Source organism: Parabacteroides caeci, from assembly GCF_023656795.1.
GTDB lineage: Bacteria > Bacteroidota > Bacteroidia > Bacteroidales > Tannerellaceae > Parabacteroides > Parabacteroides segnis.
In genome coordinates, this window is the sequence record NZ_JAMOKT010000004.1 from 91,355 (window position 1) to 106,772 (window position 15,418).

The window sequence follows — 15,418 nt, forward strand, 5'->3', positions numbered from 1 at the left end:
TTGAAAAAATAAATTATAAGATATGAACTTATCAAATTTAAAACCTGCTGAAGGATCTACTAAGACCAGAAAAAGAATCGGCCGTGGTCCGGGTTCAGGATTAGGAGGAACTTCAACAAGAGGTCATAAAGGAGCAAAGTCAAGATCTGGTTATTCAAAAAAGATCGGATTTGAAGGTGGTCAGATGCCTATTCAGAGACGTTTGCCTAAATTTGGTTTCAAGAATATTAATCGTGTAGAATATAAAGCTATCAATATCGCTACATTACAGTTAATGGCTGAATCTCAGAACTTAACTAAAATCGGTGTTAACGAATTGATCGAAGCTGGTTTTATTTCATCATCTCAAATGGTTAAGATTCTTGGTAATGGTAGCCTGACTGTTAAATTAGAAGTTGAAGCTCACGCTTTCTCTAAAAGTGCAGAAGCAGCTATCCAGGCCGTAGGTGGAACTGTTGTTAAACTCTAAGTCATGAGAGCAGTTGAAACAATAAAAAATATCTGGAAGATTGAGGATCTGAGAAATCGGATCCTCACCACTCTTTTATTGGTGGCTATATATCGCTTCGGAACGTATGTAGTACTTCCTGGTATTGATCCTCAAGCGTTAACCGCTTTACAGGCGCAGACAAGAGGCGGATTGCTTGCACTGTTGGATATGTTTTCAGGTGGTGCATTCTCTAATGCTTCTATTTTTGCATTGGGTATTATGCCTTATATTTCCGCTTCAATTGTTATGCAGTTGTTAGCCATTGCAGTTCCTTCTTTCCAGAAATTGCAGAGAGAAGGGGAGAGTGGTCGTAGAAAGATCAATCAATGGACTCGCTACCTTACAGTAGCTATCCTGTTATTCCAGGGACCGACATATCTGGTGAACTTAAGTGTTCAGTTGAAGGCCGCTGGTGCAGCTTTACCTCCGGGTATTCTGTTTACTGTATCTTCTACTATTATTCTGGCTGCAGGAAGTATGTTTATCTTATGGCTAGGTGAAAGAATTACAGATAAAGGTGTTGGAAATGGTATTTCATTTATCATTTTGATTGGTATCATAGCCCGTCTGCCGCATTCATTGTTCCAGGAATTTATTTCAAGAACAAGTGAAAAAACTGGTGGTCTGGTTATGTTCTTGTTTGAAATGCTGTTTCTTTTACTTGTTATTGCCGGTGCTATTTTATTGGTTCAGGGAACTCGTAAAGTACCCGTACAGTACGCTAAGAGAATTATAGGTAACAAACAATATGGTGGCGCTCGTCAGTATATTCCTTTAAAAGTGAATGCTGCTAACGTAATGCCTATCATCTTTGCCCAGGCAATTATGTTTATTCCTATTTCTATTGTAGGATTTTCTAGTACTGGTGATCAGAGTGGTTTTTGGGCTGCATTTATGGATAATACTGGTTTCTGGTATAATTTTGTCTTTGCAGTATTGATTATCCTCTTTACTTATTTCTATACAGCTATCACGATCAATCCGACCCAGATGGCTGATGATTTGAAGAGAAACAATGGATTTATTCCGGGTGTTAAACCGGGAAAAAGTACCAAAGACTATCTGGATACAATCATGGACCGCATTACTCTTCCGGGTGCATTCTTCTTGGCATTGGTAGCTATTATGCCTGCTTTTGCAAGAATCGCTGGTGTGAGTATGGAGTTCTCTCAGTTCTTTGGAGGAACATCTTTGTTGATTTTGGTTGGTGTAGTGTTGGATACATTGCAGCAAGTTGAAAGTCATTTGTTGATGCGTCATTATGACGGTTTGTTGAAGTCAGGAAGAATTAAAGGCCGTACAGGCTCAGTTGCCGCTTATTAATAGGATGATCTATTTAAAAACAGATGAAGAAATCGAGTTGATGCGTTCGGCCAATCAATTGGTAGGTCGGACACTGGGAGAATTGGCAAAGCATATTGCTCCCGGGGTTACAACTCTTCAACTCGACAAGATTGCTGAAGAATTCATTAGGGATAATGGAGCAGTTCCAGCTTTTTTAGGGTATGGTGGTTTTCCCAATTCAATATGTGCTTCTGTAAATGAGCAGGTAGTACATGGTATTCCTTCCTCAAAAGCAGTTTTAAAAGAAGGCGATGTCATATCTGTTGACTGTGGTACAATATTGAATGGTTTTGTTGGTGATTCAGCCTATACTTTTTGTGTAGGTGAAGTGGCACCGGAAGTGAAGAATTTGTTGAAGACGACAAAGGAATCTCTTTATCAAGGTATTCAACAAGCTGTAGAAGGAAAACGAGTAGGAGATGTTAGTCATGCGGTGCAGACATACTGTGAATCGAAAGGTTACTCTGTTGTAAGGGAACTGGTGGGACATGGTATCGGACGCAAGATGCATGAGGAACCTGAAGTACCCAATTATGGAAGATATGGTTGCGGACCTTTATTGCGTAGTGGCATGTGCATCTGCATTGAACCTATGATCAATATGGGAAGCAAAAATGTCGTTTTTGAAAAGGACGGTTGGACAGTGCGTACAAAGGACAGAAAATGTTCAGCTCACTTTGAGCATTGTATAGCGATACGACCCGATGGTCCTCAGATTTTATCTTCATTTGAATTTGTAGAAGAAGTTCTAGGAAGTAACGCAATTTAATTTGATTTATATGGCTAAACAAGCAGCTATTGAACAAGATGGAGTTATAGTGGAAGCATTGTCTAATGCAATGTTTCGTGTAGAATTAGAGAACGGACATGAAATTACTGCCCACATATCAGGAAAGATGCGTATGCATTATATTAAAATTCTTCCTGGTGATAAGGTCAGAGTAGAAATGTCTCCGTATGATTTATCAAAAGGTAGAATTGCTTTTAGATATAAATAAAAATAACTAGATATGAAAGTAAGAGCATCTTTAAAGAAGCGTACACCTGAATGTAAGATTGTAAGAAGAAAGGGTCGCTTATACGTAATTAACAAGAAAAACCCTAAGTATAAACAACGTCAGGGATAATTTATTATTTTTGCAAAATAATTAAGTAAGTAATATGGCTATAAGAATAGTTGGTGTAGACTTGCCACAAAATAAAAGAGGAGAAATCGCTTTGACTTATATCTACGGTATCGGTCGGAGTGCTTCAAAATCTATTTTAGAGAAAGCAGGCGTTGATCGTGATATCAAAGTAAAAGACTGGACAGATGATCAAGCTGCAAAAGTACGTGAAGTCATTGGCGCTGAGTACAAGGTAGAGGGTGATCTTCGTTCTGAAGTTCAACTTAACATTAAGCGTCTGATGGATATCGGATGTTACAGAGGTGTTCGTCACCGTATTGGTTTGCCTTTGAGAGGCCAGAGCACTAAAAACAATGCTCGTACTCGTAAGGGTAAGAAGAAAACTGTTGCAAATAAGAAAAAAGCTACTAAATAATAAGAGTTGATATGGCAAAAAAAACAGTCGCAGCAAAGAAGAGAAACGTAAAAGTTGACGCTTACGGTCAAGCTCATATTCATTCTTCTTTCAATAACATTATTGTGTCTCTTGCCAACAGTGAAGGTCAGGTAATCAGTTGGTCTTCTGCAGGTAAGATGGGATTCAGAAGTTCTAAAAAGAACACTCCGTATGCCGCTCAGATGGCAGCACAAGATTGTGCAAAGGTAGCTTATGATCTTGGTTTGAGAAAAGTAAAAGTATTCGTAAAAGGACCGGGTAACGGACGTGAGTCTGCTATCAGAACTATCCACGGTGCCGGAATCGAAGTAACTGAAATCGTAGACGTTACTCCGCTGCCTCACAATGGTTGTCGTCCTCCGAAAAAGAGAAGAGTATAATTAACTATAGTTTCTTGAACATTGAATCCGGAATTGTGAATAGATTGCATAAAGACCTTATCCTCTCTGTAATCGCGGCTGCACGGTTCCAGATTCAGACAGAAAAATTAAAACAATAAAAAAATGGCAAGATATACTGGACCAAAAACAAGAATTGCCCGTAAGTTTGGTGAGGCTATATTCGGACCGGATAAAGTTCTTTCTAAAAAGAATTATCCTCCCGGACAACATGGTAACGCCAGAAAAAGAAAAACTTCTGAATACGGAATTCAGCTTCGCGAGAAGCAAAAAGCTAAATACACTTATGGTGTATTGGAAAAACAATTTAGAAACCTGTTCGACAAAGCGCAGCGTTCAAAAGGTATTACCGGTGAAGTTCTGCTTCAGTTACTGGAAGGTCGTTTGGACAATGTAGTTTATCGTTTGGGTATAGCTCCTACAAGAGCTGCTGCTCGTCAGTTGGTTTCTCACCGTCACATTACGGTTGATGGTAAGGTTGTAAACATTCCTTCTTACTCTTTGAAAGCCGGTCAGATCGTTGGTGTTAGAGAGAAATCCAAGTCTTTGGAAGTGATTGCTGATGCATTATCAGGATTCAACCACAGCAAATATCCTTGGATTGAGTGGGATCAGTCTTCTTTAAGCGGAAAATTACTGCATCTGCCGGAAAGAACTGACATTCCTGAAAACATTAAAGAGCAGTTGATCGTAGAATTGTATTCTAAATAATAATTGATTTCCATGGCGATATTAGCATTTCAAAAACCCGATAAAGTATTAATGTTGGAAGCGGACAATTTCTTCGGAAAGTTTGAATTTCGTCCGTTGGAACCCGGCTATGGTATTACTATAGGTAATGCTCTGCGCCGTATTCTCCTGTCGTCGCTTGAAGGTTTTGCTATTACATCCATTAAGATCGAAGGTGTTGACCATGAATTTGGTACAATTCCCGGTGTTATTGAAGATGTAACAAACATTATCTTGAACCTGAAACAGGTACGGTTCAAGCATATTGTAGACGACATAGAGAATGAGAAAGTAAGTATTACTGTTTCGGGTTCGGAAGTGTTCAAAGCCGGTGATATAGGTAAACAGCTGACCGGATTCGAAGTATTGAATCCAGACTTGGTTATTTGCCGTTTGGATCCGAACGCTGGTTTCCAGATTGAATTAACAATAAATAAAGGACGCGGATATGTTCCCGCTGATGAAAATAGAGATCCGAATGCAGACGTTCACGTTATTGCCATTGACTCTATTTATACTCCTATACGTAATGTTAAGTATTCAATTGAGAACTTCCGTGTTGAGCAAAAGACGGACTACGAAAAGTTGGTTCTTGAAATAGCCACAGATGGTTCTATTCATCCGAAGGAAGCGTTGAAAGAAGCTGCTAAGATTCTGATACATCATTTCATGTTGTTCTCAGATGAAAAGATTGCGATCGAGACAGTAGATACTGACGGCAATGAAGAATTCGATGAAGAAGTACTTCACATGCGCCAGTTGCTTAAGAGCAAGCTAGCAGATATGGACCTTTCCGTTCGTGCTTTGAATTGCTTGAAAGCTGCAGATGTTGAAACATTGGGTGAACTGGTTAAATTCAACAAGAATGATTTGTTGAAATTCCGTAACTTCGGTAAGAAGTCGCTCACTGAACTTGATGAACTGCTTGAAAGCCTGAACCTTTCATTCGGTATGGATATCACGAAATATAAATTAGATAAAGAGTAAGTAAAGCGATGAGACATAATAAGAAATTTAATCATTTAGGTCGTACAAATACTCACCGTGAAGCAATGCTGTCTAATATGGCTTCTTCTTTGATCAAGCATAAGAGAATCTTTACGACAACAGCAAAAGCTAAAGCGCTTCGTAAGTTTGTTGAACCTCTGATCACAAAGTGCAAAGAGGATACAACTCACTCAAGACGTGTGGTATTTAGTACTTTACAGGATAAGAACGCTGTAACAGAACTTTTCAAGGAAGTAGCTCAGAAGATCGGTGATCGTCCGGGTGGTTATACCAGAATTATTAAGACTGGTAACCGTTTAGGTGACAACGCTGCTATGTGCTTCATTGAATTAGTTGATTACAACGAAAACATGCTGAAGGATACTACAGCTAAGAAAACTACGAAAACAAGACGTTCTCGTAAGAAATCTACAGCTGCTGAAACAGCTGCTCCGGTTGCTGAAGCTCCTGCAGCAGAAGCAACAGAAGAAAAAGCTGCAGAATAATTTCTGTAACTTATATACGATACAAAAACAGCCGACATTTTTATGCCGGCTGTTTTTGTATATAAACGAATCAATTTATTTGTTTACTTACTTGATATTTTTCAGAGCTTCCTGCGCAGTTGTATTAGATGGATCGATTGATAAAATCTTGTTCCAGTAAATTTTGGAGTTATCCATATCTTGTTTCAAGTAATAATAGTAGCCCAGGTAACGGTAACATTCGGTTAATTCATTGCTATATTTCTCTTTGTTTTTTTCAAGAATGGGAATGCAAGACTCGTAATAGGGTTTGGCTAAACCCTGTTCTGTCTCGGGGTCCAGTTGAGATTGTGTACGTGCCTGCCATAGGCTACCCAGGTGGCTATCCGGTACACGTTCTTTTACAATAGCAAATAGGCTATCAGCTTTGAACAGGTACTTTTGGGCTGCAATACTATCTTTTGCAGCTGCTGTATAGTAATATTTACCTAATTGATAGTAATCAGCAGCTTCCGATTCTTCTCCAAGAGCCTCTATATACTGTGTATAAGCCTTGATGGCCTCAGCATTATTTTCGCTGTTACTATAAACTTCAGCAAGGTCCTTATAGATTTCTGTATGCGAAGAATTTTCTTTTATAGCTTTCTGTAATGCATCTGCTGCCTGATCATATTGTTTTGCTTTGTTCAGCAGGCGACCGTAATATAAATAGTCTTGCCAGATATATTTAGCATCCGGATTATTGAAGAATGTCTTTATTTCTTCCAGTCCTTTTTCGTAGGCTTTGCTTTCGTAATCATTATAGATGGCCAGACGTTTCAATAAAAAGTTATCAGGATCAATTGCTTGGCCTTCACTGATTATTTTACCGGATTCAGCGTATTGTTTATTGAAAAACAATGCAGAGGCATAATGAACCAGATTGTCTGTTGAGTAAAGACCTCCTGCCATGTAGGTTTTATAGGCTGCTACAGCTTTAGGATAATTCCCTTGTAATGAATAGATGTTTCCCAAATAGCAGTATGCCGGTAAGTAATCCGGATAGTTTGAAATTACTTTCTGAAGCATTTCTATTGATAATGTTGGAGTGACTCCCTGATATACGTTTGCATATTTGATATAAGCTTCTTTGCAGGCCGGATCGAAGTGGATAGCTTGTTCATATCTTCCGGCGGCATCTCCTGGTTTATCTTTGCTGATAAGTAAATCGCCTTCATACAAATAAATGGCGGGGTCGTTAGCATTATATTTCTTAGCATTATCGAGAGCCGCCTGGGCTTCTGCTTCCATTCCGTTCATTGAATAGGCTTTAGCAATAGCGACATAAACAGAAGCATCTTTTTTATTGATTTTGATTGCTGCATCAAATGCTTTTTGCGCTGTAGATTTATCTGTTTTGAGTAGCACTTTACCTTCACCTACTTTATTATAGGCATAATCAGGAAATGTCGTCCATCCTTTCTGGTAATTAGCCAGAGCTTCGGAAGTTTTATTCTCATCAAAGGCAATTTCTCCCAGATAATATAAGGCTTCAGCCTGCTCGGCAGGAGAACTGCTCAGTTGTTTCTCAAAAAGCCGGCTTGCTATGGTTGGTTCTCCGGCTTTGTAAAAGTCAATGCCTTGCCGGTTATCTGCGTAAACGGCAATAGCGATAAAACTTAAAATGATTATATATAAATTCTTTTTCATGACTGTAAATATTTATAGGGTTTATAACTGATCTCTGACATTAACCAACCTTACAGGTTGTGTAGCCGGAAGAATACCTGATTTAAGAATGATCCGCTGTCCCCGGTCGCTAGCTATGAAAGTTGTAAAACCGGAAGCCAGGCCCATGCGGGGTTCTGATAATATCAGATAAACAGGTCTGCTCATCGGATACTTTTTTAATGCGATGTAGGCCTGATACGGTTTAAAACTATTTGTTGCAGTGGCATGTCTGTAAGGACTGACTGCCATTACTTTTATGTTCTCAGAGAAACTCATGTTGCTTGTATCGGACGGATTACTGATCCAGTTTACTCCGATAATACCTAACGCTCCACGGTTTTGGGATACATAGTTTATTACTTGCCGGTTTTCTTTCATTGCATGTAAATCCCCGGAAAATGTTTTTCCGTTACAGATTGAATCGATGGCGTAACGTACTGTTCCGGAATTAGGATTATCGAATACAACTTCGATCTTTCCCGATTGGTTATCGGAACTGAGTTCTTTCCATTCTTTTATTTTTCCGGTCAGTATATCTTTCAAAACAGGGATACCGATCAGAGAATCTGTATTTTGTTTATTCACAATCAATGCAATGGCATCTGTTGCTATTTGAATGTTTCTGGGGAATAATTTTTTAGTGTTCATAAATTCCGTCTCTTCTTTGGTTAGCGGGCGTGAAGTAATGGCCAGCCGGATGCTATCACGCAGTAAACTGTTGATAGTTTCTGTTTCACCGGAAAAGTAAGGAACAATCCCGGCTTCCTTATAAATACTTTCGAAAACGGCGATTTCTTCTTCTACGACAGGGGTAAAGCAGCCATCGGAAGCAATAGCGATAACACCACTGGTCGGTGTATCATCCGGAGTTTCTGTTTTCTTGTTTCCGCAAGAAACCAACAGAACTATACATACTGTTATATAGAATAAACTTTTCATCGTTTGCTGTCTTTTATGAGCCTGTAACCTCTGAATAAAGTGTAACAGAAGAACAGAATACCAACTATTATTCGCATAGGGAATGACATATTCTCATTAAACAAGTTTGTGAAAACCAACAGGAAAGTCATGCCGAGGTATATCATGACCATGAATATACCCCAGACAAACTTCATATTTATACACTTTACCTCCATCTTATTGCAATTTAAATCGTACCGGAACTGTAAAGTAGACCGGTACCGGTTTACCATTCTGTTTCCCTGGAACCCATTGTGGCAGAGACTTGATAACGCGTAATGCTTCTTTGTCGCAAGCCGGATCCAATTGCCTTAGAACTTCCACTTTCGTGATCTCTCCCGTTGGGCTTACAACGAAGCGGAGGGTAACTGTTCCCTGAATGCCATTTTCGGCAGCGATTACCGGGTATCTCAAATGTGTACTGATGAACTTTAGCAAAGCCTCGTTTCCACCAGGGAATTGCGGCATTTGTTCAACGGCAACATAAGGTTCGGTTTCTTCCTCAATCACTTCCTTGTTGTCTTTCAGGTCTGCAATGTCGATAGCATCTTCACTTTCGGAACCTTTTACGTCTGCCACCGAGATAGCCAGTTTTGAGGTTGTCAGTTCTTCCTGTGTCTTGATTTCCTCTTCATCCCTTACATCTTTATCCGCCTTAATAACAGGAGGGGTAAATTTGATTGTACTTTTCAGTACGGGAGGAGGTGGAGCCTCTAAATTACGGATTTGATTTTCTTCCGGTACCTTCGTTTCCATTTGCAGGTTGGAAAGTGTCGTTACTTCCAGTACCTGCTCTTTGGTATGCTGGGGAATAACCGATTTGATCAAAGCCGGGATTGTCATGACCAGAATAGCTCCGATAGCTACAATGATCAATGCGCGGATATGTCTGCCGGAAGAATTTTTACGCAACTCGTATGCTCCGTAGTCTTTATTCTTCCCGTTGAAGATCAATTCGCACCACTCCGGTGAATTCAGATTTATATTGTTCATATTAATCATGATCGTTCTTTTTTATTGGTGATACGAATTATTTTCTTTTAGGGCCGGCATTAGCCTCTGCTATTTGTTTAGCGAGTTCTCCGCCACTTTTCAGGTTGTCGACCAGAAATTTATCTCCGTCGGTTATATCAACGATTGCATATTTACCAATATTGCATATCTGCATTTCGTCGAGCGCATCTACCAGGTCTTTATAGGAAGCATCGTCGGTCGCCTTGATCAGTACGACCGGGGCATCTTTGCCACCTTTTATCTCTGTAGCCTGCTTTTTAAACTCATCTTCGGAAATTTCCTTGTTTAGCTTTTTCACTTTCAACTCCGATATTTGTTGTACAGCGTCGGAATTGCGTTCCAGTAGGATATTACGTAATCCGGTAGGAGAAAAATCGGTTGTTTTCAGTGATTCTACATGTTCATAATCCGGTTCACCGAAATAGTAGTACACCTTGCTGTCTTCACCCAATATAAGGGTGATGGCTTTAGAGGCTTTCACTTTTGTCTGTTCGGCTTCCGTGACATGGTCTTTCGACGGCATACTGATCTCCATGGTCTGCGGCTTACTCAGCGAAGTACAAAGCATGAAGAACGTGATCAGCAACATATTCATATCCACCATCGGCGTAAAGTCGACACGGATATTGACTTTCTTTTGTTTACCTTTCTTGCCGTCGCCTTTTCCTTTATCTGTATTTACTTCTGCCATACTGCTTGTTGTTTAAACATTGTCGGGCACATTCTTGAGAGTTGTTATGAGATTATATCTGTTTTCTCTCAGGTCCTGCAATGTGTTCATTATATTTTTGATTTTAGGATATGGCGTCTGTTGGTCGGCTTTGATGGCGATCACCAGGTCGCGGTTCACTTCGCGGGCATGTTGTATCCAGGCTTTGAATTGGTTGTTCGTGCTATCGGCGGGGATTCCGTAATTCTGCGTCAGACGGTCTTGTTCGGAAGACGGTAGATTCAGAAATTCCTGCATATTCTGGATAGGAACACCGAAGGAAGGAAGAAGGCTGAATTCGTATATTTCTTTGTCGCTGAAGTTAATACCGTAGTCTTGTCCCAGCTTCTTTAATACGTTTGCCTTATCCTCCTGTTTGTCCATGCTCATAAACACTTTCCCTTCCGGATCTACCAGGATGGAAAGAATATTCGTTTCCGGTATTTTTATTTCGGAAACGGAAGCCGGGGTAGTAACCACGACCGGTTCTTTCTGGATGAAGGTAGATGTCAGCATAAAGAAAGTAAGCAGTAACACCGTTACATCACTCATCGCCGTCATGTCGATGAATGTGCTTTTTCGTTTTACTATAATCTTAGGCATATGTTTCAGTGTTTAGCCGCAAATGTTTGTACGATAGAGAAACCTATTTCATCGATGGCATAGGTGATATTATCTATTTTACTGGTGAAATAGTTGTACGAGATAATAGCCATGGCACCGGTGGCGATACCTAAGGCCGTATTGACCAGAGCTTCGGAAATACCGGTCGACAATGCTACTGAGTCGGGAGCTCCGGCATTGGCCAGGGCGGCAAACGAACGGATCATACCCAGTACGGTTCCAAGCAACCCGAACAGAGTTCCCAATGTCGAGATCGTAGCAATAACCGGCAGGTTCTGTTCCATAGACGGTAATTCCAGTGCCGTGCTCTCTTCGATCTCTTTCTGTATGATGACCATCTTTTGTTCTTTGGTCTGATCCGCCCTGTTTTCTACATCAGCGTAACGGGTCAATGCGGCGTTAACGACATTGGCCACAGAACCCTGCTGTTCTTTACAAGCCTTTTGAGCTGCGCCCAGATTTCCGTCTTCAAGGTCTTTCTTTATAGTACGTACAAACCCTAGCAGGGCTTTTTTCCCTTTAGACCGGTTGATGGCAATAAAACGTTCTACACTCAAGGTGATTACAGTAAGTAAAAGAGTGATAACAACGGGGACAATGAAACCGCCTTTATAAATTGTTCCTGCATAATTGCCGGGAAGCGGATGATTATCCGGATTATTATCCATAAAGTTGGAAGGATTGCCCAGTACGAAATGAAAGAAGCATACTGCCAGGATAAAGCAAATGATAATGACGATGCCGACTGAAACGCCATTAGATGTTTTTGATATAACAGATTGATTTGTTTTCATAATTTTGATATTATTAAAGAGATAAAAAACAGAAAATAATAGTCTTAGTGTACAAAAAAGGGAATGCACACCCGGATCATGCCGTATTCGAAGGCACAATCAACAATTATAAATGTCTTATAATAATATCAAATAATGAGTTTTCGCAAAACGTAGATCCATTGATTTCCGCATTTGCGAAGCGAGAGGTAATTTATTGTATGGATAATAGATAATGTCTCCGATATTTTATATTGTGAGGCCTGCTCTTTCAACTTCAAGAGAAGAAGACTCTTATTGCTGTTCGATAATTTGAATAGCCGTTCGTAATTATCGAAAGCCGGTTTGGTGCGTGCAGTTATATCAAGAGACTCAAGAGGGATTTTCCCTAATTCAAACTTCTTTAGAGTATTATCGTAGGAGAGGCTCTTTTCTTTCTCATTTTGGTTACATTGTTGAACCGTCTCTTCACTATCTATATTAAGCGTAACCTCCTGACCTATAAAGATCAGGATAAGGAGTGTTAATATGGACAGAACTTTTTTCATGATTCAACAATAAACTTTTTATGTTAAAACACATTGTTAATGCAAAAGGTTGAAACTTTTTAAGAAAAAATACCTATCAATTCGGGGTGTAAATATAGATAAAATATTGAATTGAGAAATGAAGTCCTCTATTTATTCATTGAAAATCTTTATAAGGGTTTGGCAACAATCTTAGTGAACCGTTTGTTATATTTGTACTGAGTGAAAAAAATACAGAATACTAAATATTTAGGTTATGAAAATTGAAAAAGTAATAGGTAGAGAGATTCTTGATTCCCGTGGTAACCCGACAGTAGAGGTAGATGTGCTTCTTGAATGCGGCGCTTTTGGTCGTGCGGCCGTTCCATCCGGTGCTTCTACTGGTGAAAATGAAGCAATAGAACTGCGTGACGGTGATAAAAAACGCTACGGAGGCAAAGGTGTACTGAAAGCTGTGGATAATGTTAACAATGTAATTGCACCGGCTATCATCGGAATGAGTGCATTGAACCAACGTGCAATCGACCATAAACTGCTTCAGTTGGACGGAACAAAGACAAAGTCGAAACTCGGTGCCAACGCCATGTTAGGCGTTTCGCTGGCCGTAGCTAAAGCGGCTGCCAATTATCTCGATTTGCCGTTATATCGTTATATAGGCGGAACCAATACTTATGTATTGCCTGTTCCGATGATGAATATTATCAATGGTGGTTCTCACAGTGATGCCCCGATAGCATTTCAGGAATTTATGATTCGCCCGGTAGGTGCAAAGAGTTTCCGTGAAGGCTTGCGTATGGGAGCAGAAGTATTTCATGCCTTGAAGAAGGTGTTGCACGACCGCGGATTAAGTACGGCAGTTGGTGACGAAGGTGGTTTTGCTCCGGCTCTCAATGGTACGGAAGATGCTTTGGGTTCTATTATGGCCGCTATTAAAGCTGCCGGATACGAACCGGGTAAAGATGTGACAATCGCTATGGACTGTGCCGCTTCCGAGTTTTACGATAAGAAGGGTATCTACGATTATTCGAAGTTTGAAGGTGCCCACGGTGCCAAACGGACTGCTGCCGAACAGGTTGCTTACCTGTTGGATTTGGTTAACAAATATCCGATCGACTCTATCGAAGACGGTATGGACGAAAACGACTGGGAAGGATGGAAGCATCTTACTAAAGCTTTAGGTGACCGTGTTCAGTTGGTTGGTGACGACTTGTTTGTAACTAATGTTGAATTCCTGAAGAAAGGTATCGAAGAAGGCTGCGCCAACTCTATCCTGATTAAAGTAAATCAAATCGGAACATTAAGTGAAACACTGGATGCTATTGAAATGGCTCACCGTAACGGCTATACTTCAGTGACGTCGCACCGTTCCGGCGAAACGGAAGATGCAACGATTGCCGATATCGCCGTAGCTACTAATTCAGGACAGATCAAAACCGGTTCATTGAGCCGTTCGGATCGTATGGCTAAGTACAATCAGTTGCTTCGTATCGAGGAAGAATTGGGCGATCTGGCTGTTTATGGCTATAAGACGTACAAAAAATAATTCTGACACTTACAGAATCAGATGTAATGACTGAAGGGCTGCTTCTTAAAGAGGCGGCCTTTTTGTGTTTATGTCCCTTACCTTTATCAGAAAGGCTAGTAGCAACTACCCCGGAGGTTATTTATTTCTAATCGAAAGCATATTATATCTTGTCTTTTTCACGACCGTCGCAAAGCTTATCGACGGAGGTGGATAAGCTTGCTGACGTCCGTCGGTAAGCTTTGCGACGGCGATGGAAAAGAGAATGAGTCATATCTTTTATAGTAAAAGACAGCATGCTATGCAGGAATAGTCAGTAGGGGGAGCGATAGTTGGCAGGCAGATAAAAGGTGAAAGGTGAAGGGTTTGATTTTCTTCGTTTTATTAATCGTTCACCTGTATAAGTGATTGGTGTTTAGGCTGATATATGCTAAAGGTGAAGGGTGAATGGTTTTTATTCGAATTAATGCATGTAGGAGATGAAATAGCCGGAGTAAAAACAATCTCTTTGCTCCGGCTATTCTATAATAGTGTTATAATTGAGCGAACCATTCACGGATAGCATCAATCAATATCTGATTTTCAGCACTTGTTTGGGTGGACAGGCGGATGTATGTTTCATCCAGTCCGCGGAAGTTGGAGGCATCACGAATCAGGATTCCATTCTTCTCCCACAAGTATTTCTTTAGTTCTGCCGCTGTGCCTTTCTTTAGGCGGACAAGGAAGAAGGTTGTTGAAGTAGGAATGACTTCCAGGTTATCGAATTTGCTTAACTGATAAATCAATTCGGCTGTTTCACGCTGCCACTTACGGATAGGCAAAGTAAACTGGGCCGGATGAATCAGGATATATTTACTGGCTTCAAGCGCAATAGCGTTTACCGACCAGGGGATGATATACTTATTTACTTCGGCTGTTATTTCAGGAGAAGCAACCAGGTAACCGATACGTAATCCCGGAATGTTGTAGGCCTTAGAGATAGACTGGATAAGAATCAGGTTCGGGTGATTCTTAACGTCTGAAGGCTTTAGCATGTCTTCGGTGGTAAAGGCAACATAAGCCTGGTCGATGATGAATTTTGTATTGCGGTTGGCTGCAATCAACCGGAGCAATTCCGTACGATGAATCAGTTTGCCATCTGGATTGTTAGGATTACATATCCAGCAGAAATCCTGTCCTTCCAGAGAAAGCTCCGAGAGGTCGTCGGAGGTTGGGAAGAAATTGATTTCGTGTTCGTGTAGTCGGCAGGCATCTTCATACTCAGAGAAGGAAGGAACGGCAATCGTGGATTTAGCCCCTCTCCAAGCCTGTGCCAACAGATAGAAGGCGGTAATCGAACCATTGGTTACAACTACATTTTCTTCTTTTATCTCATATCGACGGGCAAGCAACCTTTTAAGTGAAGCAGCATCCGGTTCCGGATAACGTGTCAGCTTACTGAACTGCTCATTAAGATGTTCCTTGAGTTTATCGAGGTTAGCACCGTGCCATACGTTAGAACTGAAGTTAATCTTTACTTCGTTCTGCGAATTGTAAAAGTCATCACCGTGTCCGAATAGCATACTTTATTTGTTTTATGTAAT

At 40.5% G+C, this 15,418-nt stretch carries 19 protein-coding genes; 11 read left to right on the top strand and 8 right to left on the bottom strand.

Features of this window, described 5'->3' with window-relative positions:
- The first annotated feature begins 22 nt into the window (after positions 1-22).
- The 10 genes from rplO to rplQ all read left to right on the top strand — a co-directional run bounded on the left by rplO (position 23) and on the right by rplQ (position 6,017).
- Positions 23-469, top strand: coding sequence for a 50S ribosomal protein L15 (gene rplO, locus NBH15_RS03225; protein WP_128133246.1), 447 nt, complete (start codon positions 23-25; stop codon positions 467-469).
- Positions 470-472: 3 nt separating this feature from the next.
- Positions 473-1,813, top strand: a complete 1,341-nt coding sequence (secY, locus tag NBH15_RS03230; protein ID WP_122357143.1) for a preprotein translocase subunit SecY — start codon at positions 473-475, stop codon at positions 1,811-1,813.
- Positions 1,814-1,817: 4 nt separating this feature from the next.
- On the top strand, positions 1,818-2,603 hold the full coding sequence (map, locus tag NBH15_RS03235; RefSeq protein ID WP_128133245.1) for a type I methionyl aminopeptidase: 786 nt from the start codon (positions 1,818-1,820) through the stop codon (positions 2,601-2,603).
- Between the two features lie 10 nt (positions 2,604-2,613).
- The gene (infA, locus tag NBH15_RS03240) at positions 2,614-2,832 is read left to right on the top strand and encodes a translation initiation factor IF-1 (protein ID WP_009318521.1); all 219 of its coding nucleotides are present in this window, start codon (positions 2,614-2,616) and stop codon (positions 2,830-2,832) included.
- A gap of 12 nt (positions 2,833-2,844) precedes the next feature.
- Complete coding sequence (gene ykgO / locus NBH15_RS03245) at positions 2,845-2,961, top strand: type B 50S ribosomal protein L36 (protein ID WP_005645768.1); 117 nt, start codon at positions 2,845-2,847, stop codon at positions 2,959-2,961.
- A 34-nt stretch (positions 2,962-2,995) separates the two neighbouring features.
- Positions 2,996-3,376: a 30S ribosomal protein S13 gene (gene rpsM, locus NBH15_RS03250; RefSeq protein WP_009859527.1), complete on the top strand. Its 381-nt coding sequence runs from the start codon at positions 2,996-2,998 to the stop codon at positions 3,374-3,376.
- An 11-nt stretch (positions 3,377-3,387) separates the two neighbouring features.
- Positions 3,388-3,777, top strand: a complete 390-nt coding sequence (rpsK, locus tag NBH15_RS03255) for a 30S ribosomal protein S11 (protein WP_005634781.1) — start codon at positions 3,388-3,390, stop codon at positions 3,775-3,777.
- 123 nt (positions 3,778-3,900) lie between these two features.
- Entirely contained in the window at positions 3,901-4,506 is a 606-nt protein-coding gene (gene rpsD, locus NBH15_RS03260) for a 30S ribosomal protein S4 (RefSeq protein ID WP_009859526.1), read from the top strand.
- Between the two features lie 12 nt (positions 4,507-4,518).
- The gene (locus NBH15_RS03265; protein ID WP_009859525.1) at positions 4,519-5,511 is read left to right on the top strand and encodes a DNA-directed RNA polymerase subunit alpha; all 993 of its coding nucleotides are present in this window, start codon (positions 4,519-4,521) and stop codon (positions 5,509-5,511) included.
- An 8-nt stretch (positions 5,512-5,519) separates the two neighbouring features.
- Positions 5,520-6,017 carry a 50S ribosomal protein L17 gene (rplQ, locus tag NBH15_RS03270; protein ID WP_010800551.1) on the top strand — a complete coding sequence of 166 codons (498 nt, stop codon included), beginning with the start codon at positions 5,520-5,522 and terminating at the stop codon, positions 6,015-6,017.
- A gap of 87 nt (positions 6,018-6,104) precedes the next feature.
- Here the strand turns inward: rplQ and NBH15_RS03275 are convergent, their stop codons facing one another.
- The 7 genes from NBH15_RS03275 to NBH15_RS03305 form a co-directional block, all read right to left on the bottom strand.
- Positions 6,105-7,685, bottom strand: a complete 1,581-nt coding sequence (locus NBH15_RS03275; RefSeq protein ID WP_244050694.1) for a tetratricopeptide repeat protein — start codon at positions 7,683-7,685, stop codon at positions 6,105-6,107.
- 21 nt (positions 7,686-7,706) lie between these two features.
- Positions 7,707-8,645, bottom strand: a complete 939-nt coding sequence (locus NBH15_RS03280; protein ID WP_128133244.1) for a PstS family phosphate ABC transporter substrate-binding protein — start codon at positions 8,643-8,645, stop codon at positions 7,707-7,709.
- Between the two features lie 198 nt (positions 8,646-8,843).
- A complete protein-coding gene (locus tag NBH15_RS03285; RefSeq protein WP_244050746.1) occupies positions 8,844-9,659 on the bottom strand; it encodes an energy transducer TonB in 816 nt (271 codons plus the stop codon).
- A 37-nt stretch (positions 9,660-9,696) separates the two neighbouring features.
- Positions 9,697-10,371, bottom strand: a complete 675-nt coding sequence (locus NBH15_RS03290) for an ExbD/TolR family protein (protein ID WP_009859519.1) — start codon at positions 10,369-10,371, stop codon at positions 9,697-9,699.
- A 12-nt stretch (positions 10,372-10,383) separates the two neighbouring features.
- Entirely contained in the window at positions 10,384-10,992 is a 609-nt protein-coding gene (locus tag NBH15_RS03295; protein WP_128133242.1) for an ExbD/TolR family protein, read from the bottom strand.
- Between the two features lie 5 nt (positions 10,993-10,997).
- Positions 10,998-11,807, bottom strand: coding sequence for a MotA/TolQ/ExbB proton channel family protein (locus tag NBH15_RS03300; RefSeq protein ID WP_250821967.1), 810 nt, complete (start codon positions 11,805-11,807; stop codon positions 10,998-11,000).
- Positions 11,808-11,935: 128 nt separating this feature from the next.
- Positions 11,936-12,334: a hypothetical protein gene (locus tag NBH15_RS03305; protein ID WP_128133240.1), complete on the bottom strand. Its 399-nt coding sequence runs from the start codon at positions 12,332-12,334 to the stop codon at positions 11,936-11,938.
- Between the two features lie 235 nt (positions 12,335-12,569).
- Here NBH15_RS03305 and eno point away from each other — a divergent pair, with 235 nt between their 5' ends.
- Positions 12,570-13,856: a phosphopyruvate hydratase gene (gene eno, locus NBH15_RS03310; protein ID WP_128133239.1), complete on the top strand. Its 1,287-nt coding sequence runs from the start codon at positions 12,570-12,572 to the stop codon at positions 13,854-13,856.
- A 512-nt stretch (positions 13,857-14,368) separates the two neighbouring features.
- On the opposite strand, the gene NBH15_RS03315 is transcribed toward eno, so the two are convergent.
- Positions 14,369-15,397 (bottom strand): aminotransferase class I/II-fold pyridoxal phosphate-dependent enzyme, encoded by a 1,029-nt coding sequence (locus NBH15_RS03315; RefSeq protein ID WP_128133238.1) that lies wholly within the window; start codon positions 15,395-15,397, stop codon positions 14,369-14,371.
- Between the last annotated feature and the right edge of the window lie 21 nt (positions 15,398-15,418).

Bases quoted from the DNA above. Each gene is read 5' to 3' on its own strand.
- rpsD (WP_009859526.1), top strand. From the start codon at position 3,901: ATGGCAAGATATACTGGACCAAAAACAAGAATTGCCCGTAAGTTTGGT.
- NBH15_RS03265 (WP_009859525.1), top strand. From the start codon at position 4,519: ATGGCGATATTAGCATTTCAAAAACCCGATAAAGTATTAATGTTGGAA.
- rpsM (WP_009859527.1), top strand. From the start codon at position 2,996: ATGGCTATAAGAATAGTTGGTGTAGACTTGCCACAAAATAAAAGAGGA.
- NBH15_RS03280 (WP_128133244.1), bottom strand. From the start codon at position 8,645: ATGAAAAGTTTATTCTATATAACAGTATGTATAGTTCTGTTGGTTTCT.
- secY (WP_122357143.1), top strand. From the start codon at position 473: ATGAGAGCAGTTGAAACAATAAAAAATATCTGGAAGATTGAGGATCTG.
- NBH15_RS03300 (WP_250821967.1), bottom strand. From the start codon at position 11,807: ATGAAAACAAATCAATCTGTTATATCAAAAACATCTAATGGCGTTTCA.
- rplQ (WP_010800551.1), top strand. From the start codon at position 5,520: ATGAGACATAATAAGAAATTTAATCATTTAGGTCGTACAAATACTCAC.
- NBH15_RS03295 (WP_128133242.1), bottom strand. From the start codon at position 10,992: ATGCCTAAGATTATAGTAAAACGAAAAAGCACATTCATCGACATGACG.
- NBH15_RS03290 (WP_009859519.1), bottom strand. From the start codon at position 10,371: ATGGCAGAAGTAAATACAGATAAAGGAAAAGGCGACGGCAAGAAAGGT.
- rpsK (WP_005634781.1), top strand. From the start codon at position 3,388: ATGGCAAAAAAAACAGTCGCAGCAAAGAAGAGAAACGTAAAAGTTGAC.
- NBH15_RS03315 (WP_128133238.1), bottom strand. From the start codon at position 15,397: ATGCTATTCGGACACGGTGATGACTTTTACAATTCGCAGAACGAAGTA.
- NBH15_RS03275 (WP_244050694.1), bottom strand. From the start codon at position 7,685: ATGAAAAAGAATTTATATATAATCATTTTAAGTTTTATCGCTATTGCC.
- ykgO (WP_005645768.1), top strand. From the start codon at position 2,845: ATGAAAGTAAGAGCATCTTTAAAGAAGCGTACACCTGAATGTAAGATT.
- rplO (WP_128133246.1), top strand. From the start codon at position 23: ATGAACTTATCAAATTTAAAACCTGCTGAAGGATCTACTAAGACCAGA.
- eno (WP_128133239.1), top strand. From the start codon at position 12,570: ATGAAAATTGAAAAAGTAATAGGTAGAGAGATTCTTGATTCCCGTGGT.
- NBH15_RS03285 (WP_244050746.1), bottom strand. From the start codon at position 9,659: ATGAACAATATAAATCTGAATTCACCGGAGTGGTGCGAATTGATCTTC.
- map (WP_128133245.1), top strand. From the start codon at position 1,818: ATGATCTATTTAAAAACAGATGAAGAAATCGAGTTGATGCGTTCGGCC.
- NBH15_RS03305 (WP_128133240.1), bottom strand. From the start codon at position 12,334: ATGAAAAAAGTTCTGTCCATATTAACACTCCTTATCCTGATCTTTATA.
- infA (WP_009318521.1), top strand. From the start codon at position 2,614: ATGGCTAAACAAGCAGCTATTGAACAAGATGGAGTTATAGTGGAAGCA.